Annotated in this window: 12 protein-coding genes; 10 read left to right on the plus strand and 2 right to left on the minus strand. The window is 65.4% G+C overall.

The genetic code is table 11. The features are described from left to right. Nucleotide 1: 1 nt before the first annotated feature. Nucleotides 2-1,093, minus strand: coding sequence for a hypothetical protein (locus tag E5675_RS05185; RefSeq protein ID WP_136173641.1), 1,092 nt, complete (start codon nucleotides 1,091-1,093; stop codon nucleotides 2-4). Between the two features lie 97 nt (nucleotides 1,094-1,190). Between E5675_RS05185 and E5675_RS05190 the strand changes: the two genes are divergently transcribed. The 8 genes from E5675_RS05190 (at nucleotide 1,191) to E5675_RS05225 (ending at nucleotide 8,902) form a co-directional block, all read left to right on the plus strand. After that, nucleotides 1,191-2,129 carry a LysR substrate-binding domain-containing protein gene (locus E5675_RS05190; protein WP_136173642.1) on the plus strand — a complete coding sequence of 313 codons (939 nt, stop codon included), beginning with the start codon at nucleotides 1,191-1,193 and terminating at the stop codon, nucleotides 2,127-2,129. Between the two features lie 161 nt (nucleotides 2,130-2,290). Then, entirely contained in the window at nucleotides 2,291-2,797 is a 507-nt protein-coding gene (gene ybeY, locus E5675_RS05195) for an rRNA maturation RNase YbeY (protein ID WP_136173643.1), read from the plus strand. A gap of 19 nt (nucleotides 2,798-2,816) precedes the next feature. Then, a complete protein-coding gene (locus E5675_RS05200; protein WP_136173644.1) occupies nucleotides 2,817-3,761 on the plus strand; it encodes a hemolysin family protein in 945 nt (314 codons plus the stop codon). 41 nt (nucleotides 3,762-3,802) lie between these two features. Beyond that, nucleotides 3,803-4,960 (plus strand): glycosyltransferase family 1 protein, encoded by a 1,158-nt coding sequence (locus tag E5675_RS05205; RefSeq protein WP_136173645.1) that lies wholly within the window; start codon nucleotides 3,803-3,805, stop codon nucleotides 4,958-4,960. Nucleotides 4,961-4,967: 7 nt separating this feature from the next. Continuing rightward, complete coding sequence (locus E5675_RS05210) at nucleotides 4,968-6,287, plus strand: replication-associated recombination protein A (protein WP_247594794.1); 1,320 nt, start codon at nucleotides 4,968-4,970, stop codon at nucleotides 6,285-6,287. Nucleotides 6,288-6,406: 119 nt separating this feature from the next. Next, the gene (locus E5675_RS05215; RefSeq protein WP_136173646.1) at nucleotides 6,407-7,153 is read left to right on the plus strand and encodes a hypothetical protein; all 747 of its coding nucleotides are present in this window, start codon (nucleotides 6,407-6,409) and stop codon (nucleotides 7,151-7,153) included. A gap of 14 nt (nucleotides 7,154-7,167) precedes the next feature. After that, nucleotides 7,168-7,521 carry a hypothetical protein gene (locus E5675_RS05220; RefSeq protein ID WP_136173647.1) on the plus strand — a complete coding sequence of 118 codons (354 nt, stop codon included), beginning with the start codon at nucleotides 7,168-7,170 and terminating at the stop codon, nucleotides 7,519-7,521. Further along, a complete protein-coding gene (locus tag E5675_RS05225; protein WP_247594795.1) occupies nucleotides 7,505-8,902 on the plus strand; it encodes a serine hydrolase in 1,398 nt (465 codons plus the stop codon). Before E5675_RS05220 ends, E5675_RS05225 begins: the two co-directional genes overlap by 17 nt. Here the strand turns inward: E5675_RS05225 and E5675_RS05230 are convergent. Beyond that, nucleotides 8,884-9,300, minus strand: coding sequence for a GFA family protein (locus tag E5675_RS05230; protein ID WP_136173649.1), 417 nt, complete (start codon nucleotides 9,298-9,300; stop codon nucleotides 8,884-8,886). The two genes, E5675_RS05225 and E5675_RS05230, sit on opposite strands and share 19 nt — an antisense overlap. 184 nt (nucleotides 9,301-9,484) lie before the next feature. Here E5675_RS05230 and E5675_RS05235 point away from each other — a divergent pair, with 184 nt between their 5' ends. Both E5675_RS05235 and E5675_RS05240 read left to right on the plus strand, forming a co-directional pair. After that, entirely contained in the window at nucleotides 9,485-10,495 is a 1,011-nt protein-coding gene (locus tag E5675_RS05235; protein ID WP_136173650.1) for a glycosyltransferase family 2 protein, read from the plus strand. Nucleotides 10,496-10,572: 77 nt separating this feature from the next. Beyond that, nucleotides 10,573-12,165, plus strand: a complete 1,593-nt coding sequence (locus E5675_RS05240; protein WP_168707795.1) for a glycosyltransferase family 39 protein — start codon at nucleotides 10,573-10,575, stop codon at nucleotides 12,163-12,165. Nucleotides 12,166-12,331: the final 166 nt, after the last annotated feature.

Consider the following 12,331-nt stretch of genomic DNA (forward strand, 5'->3'; position numbering starts at 1 on the left):
CCTATACGACCCTCGCGAAATCGCTGATCCAGTTGGTCTCCCAGCTTGCGCCGCCATCGGCGGAAAACGCCTGCTCCCAGCGCGCCGACGTCGCGGTAATCCGCGACCACAGCACGCGCGTCTTGATCGGACGCCCTTCGAAACTGTCGTCGCCGATGAAGGTGCCGGTCCCGTCCTTGAAGCCGCCGCGGACGGGCGGCGCGATCGCCGCCGGGCTGCGTCCGTCGAGCCACCAGCTCAGCCATTCGCCCGTCGCGGGGTCGAGCGCGCGGACCCCGACGCCGCGGAACGGTGCGTCGGGAAAGTTCATGACATTGTCGCCGACATTGCCGCGCCCGCCCAGCACCGGCCAATTGACGAACGTCCCGTCGAAATCGATCCACTCGCCGTTTCCGGCCAGCCGTCTTTTCAGGCGCCGATGCGCGACCTTCCAGCTGCCCGCGAGAAAGTCGAAATCGCGCGCGTTCGGCGCACTGGGGCTGTCGGGCAATTTGGGCAGCGGGGTCGGCGTCGCGGCGGTGCGGGTGAAATAATTGCGCCAGTTGATCTCCCAGGTCGCGCCGCCGTCGGCCGAAAATCCCTGGTCCCAGTTCGGCCGTGCGCTGTGGACCTCGTGCCAGCGAAAGCGGACGGCGATATCCTTGCCGTTGAACGTGTCGCGCCCCGTAAAGACGCCTTCGTCGCCGTCGAAGCGCCCGACGACCGGCGGTTCGATATGCGTCGGGTTGCGGCCGTCGACCCACCAGATCGCCCATTGCCGCGTCGCAGGATCAAAGGCGCGGATACCGAAGCCGCGATACTCGCCGCCGGGCAGGTCGAGGATATTGTCGTCGATCGTGCCGAGCCCGCCCAGCGTCAGCCAGCACGCGCTCTTTCCGCCGAACTCGGCCCAGTCGTCGCTGCCCGCCAGCCGCTCCTTCAGCCGCCGGTGCCATACATCCCAATTGCCGACCAGCCATCGCCAGTCGTCGCGGTGCGCGTCGGGTCGGGGCGTCTCGGCCCATGCGGGTCCGGCGAACGCCGCCGCGCCGCCGGCAAGGATCATCATTTCGATCAGCTGACGCCGATCGAGGGCAGGGGAAGGAAATGTCATGGAGCCTCCGGAACGATGGAACGGAACGGCGTCCGGTCTGCCCGACAGCTCGCGCTTGGACGAGGCGAAGATTTGGCGTAGAGGCTAAATCAGACTTATGGTCCGTACCGGCAAACTTCCGCCTCTGCCCTCGATCCGTGCCTTCGAAGCGGCCGCGCGGCTCGAAAGCTTCGCCCGCGCCGCGCAGGAACTCGGGACGACGGCCGCCTCTGTCAGCTATCATGTTCGCCAGCTCGAACGACAGACCGGGGTCCATCTGTTCGTGCGTCATCCGCACAAGGTCGCGCTCACCGCGACCGGCGCCGCGATCGCGCGCGAGGCGACCGCCGCTTTCGCGGCGCTCGAGGCGAGCTTCGTCAAGGCGCGCGATCAGGACGAGGCGCGGCTTTCGCTCACCGCCTTGCCGACCTTCGGGACGAGCTGGCTCACCCCGCGGCTCGGCCGGTTTCGCGCCGCGCACCCCGACATCGCGATCGAGCTTGAGCTGTCGGCCGAACCGCAGCCGCTCGGCGACGGGCGTTTCGACGCAGCGATCCGACACGGTCTCGGCGAATGGCCGGGCCTGCGCCGCGTCCGGCTCTTTCCCGTCCTGTTCACGCCGCTCTGCGCGCCGGGGCTGCGCGATGCCGCCCGCGAACTCACCGATCCCGGCCGCCCGCTCGATGTGCCGCTGCTCGGCCGGCCCGACTGGTGGGCACTCTGGTACCGCGCGCTTGGCGTCGTCCCCGGCCCGCCGCCCGATCGCTTCGGCACCAGTCTTGCCGCCGAGCATATGGACATCGCCGCCGCCGTCGCCGGGCACGGTATCGCGATCGGATCGCCGATCCTTTTCGCCGACGAGATCGCCGCCGGCCGCCTCGTCCCGGCACACGATCTCGTCGCGGGCGACGGCCGCGCCTTCTGGTTCGTCTATCCCGTCGCGCGGCTGCAGAGCGCGAAGATCGCACGCTTCCGCGACTGGCTGGCCGCTGTCGCCGCGGCGGAAGTCGCGGCGGCACGGCACCTTGTCGAGCGTGCGGTTATTCTCGACCCGTAAGGTTCGCCAAATATCGCTGTCCTATAAAACCGCGCCGCGATACGAGATGGCGAGAAGAGCTTTTTGCGGCATCGCGGCCGTCCGCGCGACATAGGGACAAATATGCGAATCTTGAGTGAAGTTGCGCAGTTTTCAGCCAGTTTCCGTTTCGGGCTTTTTTCATGCTGAGCGTCGAAACCCATGCGGCATCGCCATGGCCCGACGCCATCGATTGGGAGGTGCGTGCTGCGGAGGCCTCCGCCGCGGCGCTCGCACTGACGCCCTTCGCGGCGCTTGCCGACGCCGCGCCGCTCGTCGAAATCGCGGTGCGGTTGACCGACGATGCCGAAGTGCACACGCTCAACCGCGATTTCCGGGGCAAGGACAGGCCGACCAATGTGCTGTCCTTTCCGCAGATTCAGGACGATCTGATCGAAAGCCTCGCCAACAGCGACGACGGCGAAATCCTGCTCGGCGACATCGTGCTGGCGCGCGAAACCTGTGCGCGCGAGGCGGAGGAGAAGAGCATTTCGGTCGCCGATCATGCGACGCACCTGATCGTCCACGGCACGCTCCACCTCGTCGGCTATGACCATATGGACGATGCCTCGGCGGCGGCGATGGAGGCGCTCGAAGTGAAAGCCCTTGCATCGCTGGGCATCGCCAATCCATATGCGGATCAGGATTAACTTGGGAAAAGCCGAAAAAATGCCCGACGACCAGGGATCTTCGAACCGATCGGAAGAGGACAGTAGCAGACCCGGGCTGCTGTCCGGGCTCAGAAACCTGCTGTTCGGGGGCGACAAGGAACCGTCGCTGCGCGAACAGATCGAAGAGGTCATCGACGAGGCCGAGGAAGAGGGCGACGACCGGCGCGGCAGCAATATCGTCGGCGACCTGTCGTCGATCGAGCGCAAGATGCTGCGCAACCTCCTCCATTTCGGCGAACAGACCGTCGACGATGTCGCGGTGCCGCGCGCCGACATCATCGCCATCCCCGAAAGCGCGCCCTTTGCCGAGGTGGTCGCGCTGTTTGCCGAAGCGGGGCACAGCCGCCTGCCGGTCTATCGCGAAAATCTCGACGAGGTCGTCGGCATGATCCACGTCAAGGATGTGTTCGCGGTGCTCGCAGAGGGGCGCCCGCCGCCGCCCTTGCTCGACTTGATCCGCCAGCCGCTCTATGTTCCGCAATCGATGGGCGTACTCGACTTGCTCGCCGAAATGCGCGCCAAACGCACCCACCTCGCAATCGTCATCGACGAATATTCGGGCACCGAAGGCCTGCTGACGATCGAGGATCTGGTCGAGGAAATCGTCGGCGAGATCGAGGACGAGCATGACGACGAGCCCGAACCGCTGATCGTTGTGGGCGAAGATGGCTGCTGGGATGCTGATGCGCGCGCCGAACTCGACGATGTGGGTGAGGCGATCGACTCTCGTCTGGCCGAAGTCGACGAGGATGTGGACACATTGGGCGGGCTTGCCGCGGTCCTCGCGGGGCATGTGCCCGAGGTCGGCGAGATTCTCGTCCATCCGAGCGGCTGGCGGATCGAAGTGACCGAGGCCGACGAGCGCCGCGTCCACCGGCTGCGTCTTCACCCGCCGGTCGAAGTCGATCTCGAGCCTCCGTCGGAACGGACCGAGGATTTCTGATGCAATTGCCAATGCGCGACTAAAGGATTAGGCGCGACCGGATGGAAGTTTCCGATCTTCGCATCGCCCTGTTCAGCGGCAATTACAACATGACCACCGACGGTGCGAACAAGGCGCTCAATCGCCTGGTTGGCTTTCTGCTGGAGCATGGCGCCGCAGTGCGGGTCTATTCGCCGACCGTCGCCAATCCCGATTTCGAGCCGACGGGCGACCTTGTCAGCGTGCCGTCGATGGCAATCCCGGGGCGAAGCGAATATCGCATCCCGCTCAGCTTTTCGCCGCGCGTCCGCCAGGACATCACGGCATTCGCGCCCAATATCGTCCATATTTCCAGCCCCGACCGCGTGTCGCGGCAGGCGGCGGCTTGGGCGCGGCGGCGGCGGCTGCCCGTGGCCTGCTCGGTGCACACGCGCTTCGAGACCTATTTCCGCTATTATAACCTGTCGTTCCTCGAACCGGTCGTGGTCGCCTGGCTTCGCAAGCTCTACCGCAAGTGCGACGCGTTGATCGCACCGTCCGAAAGCTTCGCGCAGGTGCTGCGCGACCAGCGGATGAACTACGACATCGGCATCTGGACGCGCGGGGTCGAGCAGGCGGTCTTCAACCCCGGGCGGCGTGACATGGCTTGGCGCCGGTCGCTCGGCATCGACGACGATGTGCCCGCCATCGCTTTTCTCGGCCGGCTGGTGATGGAAAAGGGGCTCGACGTTTTTGCCGACGCCATCGAGGTGCTCCAGCGGCGCGGCGTGGCGCACAAGGTTGTCGTGATCGGCGAGGGGCCTGCGCGCGAATGGTTCGAATCGCGCCTGCCCGATGCTAGTTTCGTCGGCTTTCAGGGGGGAGCGGACCTCGCCCATGCGCTTGCCTCGTGCGACATCTTCTTCAATCCCTCGGTCACCGAAACCTTCGGCAATGTGACCCTTGAAGCCATGGCGTGCGGACTGCCCGTCGTCGCTGCGCGCGCTACCGGCAGCGCGAGCATCGTCAAGCACGGACAGACGGGCTATCTCGTCGCTCCCGGATCGATCACCGGCTTTGCCGACCATCTCCAGCATTATTGCCGCGACACGGGGCTGCGCGCCGAACATGGCGCCGCGGCGGTGGTCGAAAGCGGCGCCTATCAATGGGGCGCGATCAACCAGGCGGTCGCCGACACCTATATCCGCCTGATCCGCCAGAAACAGCGGCGCCGGGGCTAGGATCGGCATGGCCGGGGACCTGTTCGGCGAGGGCGCACCCGACCAGCGCGAAAGCGGCGCAACCGGCCCCGCGCCGCTCGCCGAGCGGCTGCGCCCGCGCACGCTCGCCGAGGTCGTCGGTCAGGAGCATCTGACCGGCCCTGAAGGCGCGATCGGCCGCATGGTCGCCGCGGGGCAATTGTCGTCGATCATCCTCTGGGGCCCGCCGGGCACCGGCAAGACGACGATCGCGCGGCTGCTGGCCGAGGCGGTCGGTATGCGCTTCGCCCCCTTGTCGGCGGTCTTTTCGGGCGTTGCCGACCTCAGGCAAGCTTTCGCCGATGCCGAAAAGATGGCGGCCGCCGGCAAGCGCACCCTGCTCTTCGTCGACGAGATTCATCGCTTCAATCGCGCCCAGCAGGACGGTTTCCTTCCTTATGTAGAGCGCGGTACCGTCGTGCTCGTCGGCGCGACGACCGAGAATCCCAGCTTCGCGCTCAATGCCGCGCTGCTCAGCCGCGCACAGGTGCTCGTGCTGAACCGGCTCGGCGAAGCGGCGCTCGGTACATTGATCGAGCGGGCCGTAGCCGAAATCGGCCAGCGCCTGCCCGTGACCGACGAAGCGCGCGCGGCGCTGATCGCCAGCGCCGACGGTGACGGGCGCTTCCTGCTCAATCAGGTCGAGACGCTGTTTTCGGTGACGATCGAAAAACCGCTGGACCCGGCCGAGCTCGCGCAGTTCCTTCACCGCCGGATGCCGGTCTACGACAAGGACCGTGATGGCCATTACAATCTGATCTCGGCGCTCCACAAGGCGCTGCGCGGTTCGGACCCGCAGGCCTCGCTCTACTGGCTCGCGCGAATGCTCGTCGCGGGCGAGGAGCCGCTCTACGTCCTGCGGCGACTCACGCGCTTCGCGAGCGAGGATATCGGCCTCGCCGATCCGCAGGCGCTGGTGCAATGCCTCGCCGCGAAGGACGCCTATCAGTTCCTCGGTTCGCCAGAGGGCGAGCTCGCGATCGTGCAGGCCTGCCTCTATCTCGCGACTGCGCCCAAATCGAACGCCGCCTATGCCGCGCAAAAGGCCGCATGGGCCGCGGCGCGCGAAACCGGCAGCCTCGCGCCGCCCGCGAACATCCTCAACGCGCCGACCAAGCTGATGAAAGATCTGGGTTATGGCGCGGGCTATAGCTACGACCATGACGCCCCCGACGGCTTTTCCGGCGACAATTACTGGCCCGACGAGATGGCGCCCGCGGAATTCTATCGCCCCGTCGATCGCGGCTTCGAAAAGCGCATCGCCGACCGCCTTGCCTGGTGGGATGAACGGCGACGCGCGAAGGACTGAGGCTGGGTCACATACGCGTTTTCGACGTGCCGCTATGGGTATTTGCCTAACCTTGCCGCGGGCGCCGCAAGGGTATAATTTTCGCTCCGTCGGGTCGCGCTGGAATTGGGGTAGTCATCATGGCATTGGCGCTTGTCCTTGCCGCCGCAGCGACACCGATCCTGTCCTGTCCAGGCGGCACCGTCGAAACCACCTGCACCGCGGCGGAGGTGAACGCGAAGATCGCGGTGACTCGCGCCCGCCTCGCCAATATCGCGCAGCGGTGCCTCTATGATTTCGGCGGCAGATGCACCGTCGAGGCGAGCGGGCGGATCAACACCGCGGACCGCAGCGCGACCTTGTCATGGCAAAAAATGTTGCTCGCCCCGCGCGACGGCGCCCAAACGCGGATGCTCGTGCTCGTTGCGCAGGACAAGGCGGGCAAGGCGTCGCTCGCGGGTTTCGCCGAAAGCTCGGGATCGATCGGCACGCCCGATCTCGTCGTCGATAACGACCAACGTCGGCTCGTCCATGTCGGCGGCACTCTGGCAGGGAGCGGGGGCGGCAATGCCGACGCGCTCTTCATGAGCGATGCCGCCGCACCAAAATGGCGGCGCGTGGATCTGTCCGACTGGTCCGAACAGGGCGGCAAGCTGCTCCCGACGGGCTATTGGCTGCGCGGCCCGGCCGAGTTCGCGTTCGCCGAGATGGCCGCGTCCGCCCCCGTCGCGCGCGACGGCGATGGCGAATGCTGCCCGCGCGGCGGCAACGCGATGTTCGACCTCGACATCCAGGACGACCGGCTGGTGTTGACGCGCTTGCGCTTCCAGCCCATGCAGCCCTTGGGGCGCGACATAGAGGTCACCGCCGGGACATTGGAAGACTGAGCTGCACCGGCAAGATGGCGCTGAAATTCGACAGCTGGGACGATGTGGTCGCGTTCGCTTGCGCGCTTCCCGATGTCGAGATGCTTTCCTTCTATGGCACTCCCTGTCCCAAGCTCAACGGCAAGGCGCTCGCTTCGCCCGGGCGCGAGCCCGGCAGCTTTGCGGTCATGTGCAAGCCCGACGAAAAGGAAATCCTGCTTGAAACCGATCCCGATACCTTCTGGCAGACCCCGCATTACCAAGGGTGGCACGCGCTGCTCGTCCGTTTCGGATCGGACGACCCCGAACGCGTCGCCGATGTCCTCTGTCGTGCCTGGTGGGATCGCGCGAAAAAGGCGCAGCGGCAGGCGTTTGGCGATCGTCCCTGACCTGTTGCGCCTGTTCGGGGCTGCGCTCCTTGCGGGTGCGGCGCCCGCGGCGGCGCAGGCGCCGAAGCCCGATGCCGAACTGGCTCGCGCCTGGGCGGCGGGCTATCGCGCCGCCTTTACCTGCTCGTCGCTGTGGAACGGTGCCGGAAAGTCGCTCGCGGCGATCGAGCGCGACGAACTCACCAACATCTATCCCGAGATCGAGGCCGACGTTCGCTCGCTCAGGGCCGAGGTCGACGAGGAAACGAAACGCGTCAGCGTGCGCTATCGCGACGACATGCCGCCGCGCATCGCCCAATGGCGCGGGCGCGAAGGATGTGTCACGCTGCCGATCGGCGCGGAGTCCCGGCCGGCGGGCCAGCCGGTCGAACGGCGCCCCGATCTCGATGCCCAGCCCTGGCCGATGGGCGACGCGGGCGCGCGCTGGCCGGCTTCCAAGGGGCAGACGAAGTTCGAGCAAGCGACGGCAGATATGGCGCGCTTCGGCGGCCGCACCAGTTCGATTTTGATCGTCAAGAACGGCCGCATCGCGCTTGAGCGCTATTGGGGCGGCCACGATATTCACACCGCGCAGCGCACTTTCTCGGTCGCCAAGTCGATGGCCGCGACGCTGATCGGGCACGCGGTATTGAAGGGTCGGATCGACGTGACGAAGCCTGCCATGATCGCCGAATGGACGTCCCCCGGCGACCCGCGCGCCGCGATCACCACCGAACAACTGATGCGCATGGCGAGCGGCCTCACCAGCGACACCGCGGGCAACCGCACCGACGCCATCTATATGGGCGGCGCATCGGTGCGCCAGTGGACGACGCAATGGCCGCTGCTCAATCCGCCGAATACGCATTATCGTTATGCCAACAACGATACGTTGCTCGCGACGCTGTCGCTGAAGGCTGCGCTCGAAAAGGCGGGGACGCCGCTCGATCCCGCCGCCTTCTTCGACCGGCTCGGCATGACGCGCACCTTCGCCGAGCATGACAAGGATGGTAATTATATCCTGTCGAGCCAGGTGTGGACCAGCGCGCGCGACCTCGCGCGGCTCGGCATGCTCTATCAGAATGATGGAGTGTGGCAGGGGGAACGCCTTCTTCCCGAAGGCTGGCGGCGCTTCGTCACGACGCCCAGCGGTCCGCAGCCCGACCGGGATTTCGGCTATGGCGCCGGTTTCTGGCTGCTCGACAAGTCGGAAGGCATCCCCGCCGACGCCTTCGGCGGTTTTGGAAACCGCGGCCAATATCTGATCGTCATCCCGTCGCGCGCGCTCGTGATCGTTCGTCAGGGCTATGATGATGGCAAGACCCGGCTTGACATCGCGAAGCTCGTCGCGGCGGTCGTCGCCGACGACGATAATGACCGCCGCTATTCGAAGGGCGGGTAGCGTTCGAAGGCGGGCAGGTCACCCAGCTTCTCCATCCAGCCGATGCGCTCGGCGGTCTGGATCTGCGCCTGTGCCGGGATCTGGTCGGGATCGTCCAGCGTCGCGCTTTGCACGTCGATCTGTCCCGGAAAAATCGCCTCGTTGGTATAGAAGAGCCCGGTGCCGCAATTGCCGCAGAAATGACGGCGGCCATGCTCCGACGACGCATAGATTTTCGCGGTTCCGCTGATCTCGATCTCGTCGTTTCCGACGAGCGCCCAGCCGACGAGCGGTGCGCCCGAATGACGGCGGCAATCGCTGCAATGGCACAGCGCATGATGCTGCACCGCGGTGCTCATCGAATAGCGGATTTGGCCGCAATGGCACTGGCCGCTGGCACGGGGGGCTTGGTCGGTCATCTCTCTCTCCTTATGGAATCGATGGGAACATATCATAAACATATTTGCCTCGGCAATGACGCGAGAGGTAAGCATTAGCGTGATGTTAACCACAAGCTCCTAAGCCGCGGAGACACGGATTTTGGGGAATTTCCATGGATCGGAGCGAACCGGCCAAGCAGGCGCCGAGCCGAGGAACGGCACGATGAAGCTCGTCATCCAGATTCCCTGCCTGAACGAGGCCGAAGATCTTCCCGCTACCCTTGCCGCCTTGCCCCGCAAGATCGACGGCATCGACGCGATCGAAATCCTCGTCATCGACGACGGCAGCACCGACAATACGGCGCAGGTCGCCCGCATGTGGGGCGTGCATCATGTCGTGCGCCACCGCACCAACCGCGGTCTCGCCGCGGCGTTCCGTTCGGGTATCGATGCCGCGCTCGCGGCGGGCGCCGACATCATCGTCAACACCGACGCCGACGGTCAATATGTCGGCGAGGATATTGCCCGGATCGTCGCGCCGATCCTCGACGGGCGCGCCGATATCGTCGTTGGCGACCGCGGCGTCGCCGACAATGCGCATTTCGGCCCGGTCAAGCGTCGGCTGCAGGAACTGGGCAGCCGGGTGGTCCAGCGTCTCGCCAATGTGCAGGTCTCCGACGCGGTCAGCGGCTTTCGCGCGATCAGCCGCGAGGCGGCGCAGCGCATCAACATCACGACCGAGTTCAGCTATACGACGGACATGCTGATCCAGGCCGGCCGCAAGCGGCTTTCGATCCTGAGCGTGCCGATCCGTACCAACGCCACGCTGCGCCCCTCGCGCCTGTTCAAATCGATCCCGCGCTTCATCGTCAACACCGGCATCACGATGGCGCGCGCCTACACGACCTACAACCCGCTGCGCGCCTTCGTCGGCCTCGGGTCGGCCATCGCTTTCGTCGGCGTCGTGCCGATCGTCCGTTTCCTGATCTTTTTCTTGCAGGGCGGCGGCGATGGCCATGTCCAGTCGCTCGTCATCGGCGGGGCGCTGCTCGTGCTCGGCGCGATGGTCGCGGTGATGGGCCTCCTCGCCGACCTGATCGCCGCGAACCGCAAGTTGATCGAGGCGGGTCTCGTCCGTCTGCACAAGATCGAGGCGCATCTGGACGCTGCGAACGGCGGCGCTGCCGATGCGGTGCCCGGCGAGGCGCGCACCACGCGTCGGGCCGAACGCTAACCATGGCAGCGGCGGCCGATCGGCGAGGTTTCGCGGCGAGACTGCCTCGCCCGACCGCCGCGCAGCTATTATATGCGATGCTGGCCCTCGTGCTGCTGCTCCAGGTCGAACTCGTTTTTTCCAAAAGCGTGAACTGGGACGAATTTTTCCATTTCAGCCAGATTCACCAGCATCTGCTCGGGCGTCCGGCGCCGTGGCTGCAGGCGCCCTTTGTCGCGCTGTTCTTTTGGGTGCCCGCGCTGCCCGGCGACAATATCGACCATATCCAGCTTATCCGCCTTCTGATCCTTCCGTTCGAAATCGTCACGATCGCCGCGATCGCGGGAATGGCGCGCCGTTTCGCCGACCGCGAAACGGCGCTGCTGTGCAGCCTTATATATATGACCGGCGGCTATGTGTTCCTGCACGCCTTCGCGCTGCGCGCCGACATGATCGCGGCGGCGCTGCTGATGGCGGCGCTGTGGCTGATCCTCTGCCGTCCGCTGCGTGGCAGGAACATCGCCTTGATCCTTTTGCTTGTCGGACTGGCCTTCGTTTCGACGATCAAGGCAGTGCTTTATGCGCCCGCCTTTCTGGGCGTCCTGCTGTTCCGGCTGGAGCGGCCGAGCCACCGCCGGGCGCTCGCGAGCACAGCTATTCTGGTCGTTCTGGCAGGCCTGGCGCTGCTTTGGCTGGCCCCGCATCTGCCGGCGACCGGGCTTGTCGGCGCTTTGCGCGACATCGGCGATCTGGGCCGCGCTTCGATCGACCGCATGTTTTCGGGCGGCGTCTTTCCCCAAGGGGTTTGGCTCGCGCTGCAGATCGTCTTCGCCCCGCTGCTGTCGGTCGCAATCTTCGCGGCGATCCTTCATGCCTGCTGGCCGGGTCGCGAGTGGATGGAGCGCATCCTCTTTCTCTCGCTTCTCGCGCCGCTGGCGACGGTGGTGATCTATCGCAACGCCTTTCCCTATCATTTCGCCTTCATCCTGCCCCCTGCCGCAGTCGCCATCGCGCCAGTGGTGGGCTGGCTTCGGCGGCGCTACGGGGTGGTCACGGTTTCGTTTCTTCCGCTCGCGGGCTCGCTATTGTTGTCCTTGGGCCAGGACCGGGACGTGCTGTCCCGTCAGCGGGCGATCCAGACCGGCATCCAGACGATATTTCCCGTGCCCGTCGCCTACATCGACAACAGCGGGATGGCGGGAAATTTTCCGCGTGCGGTCAATCACTTCGCCAGCGGATGGGCGCTGGATAATTATTACCGGTCAGGCGAACCGATTTTCAGCGATGCGCTGGAGGCCGAGCCGGTCCCGATGCTTCTGGCCAATAATGTGGTTCTGCGGGGCATTTTCTACGACACAAATTTCGACAGCCACCTTCACCCGGCAGACGACAAGATCCTGCGCGAGAATTATATTCCGCATTGGGGACGGGTGTTCGTTGCCGGCAAAGCTATTCGACCGGGCGATGCCGAGCTCGTCATTCATGTCGGAGTGCCCGGCATCTACACGGTCGAAGGCGGGCCCGTAGCGATTGACGGGCATCGCCATGCCGTCGGAAATCTTGTCCGCCTGTCGCGCGGGAAGCATGTGATCGGCGGCGGCCGGACCTCGGCCGCGGTCCTCCGCTGGGGCGATCATCTGGGCCGGCCGGCTTTCGCTTGGCCGGAGGGATTGATGTATTCCGTCTATTAGGCGCCAAAGAACCTTGGCAGTTTCGACGCGCTGCGGCGGCATTTAGTAAACGTCAATATTTTCGATTTATTTACCATAGACGAGATTTGATGATCACCCGGACCCGCATGTCCTCTGACGGCAAAGTGCAGCTATGACCGCTATTCCCCTGTCGCAGAGACTGGAC

It is taken from the genome of Sphingopyxis sp. PAMC25046, from assembly GCF_004795895.1.
Classification (GTDB): domain Bacteria; phylum Pseudomonadota; class Alphaproteobacteria; order Sphingomonadales; family Sphingomonadaceae; genus Sphingopyxis.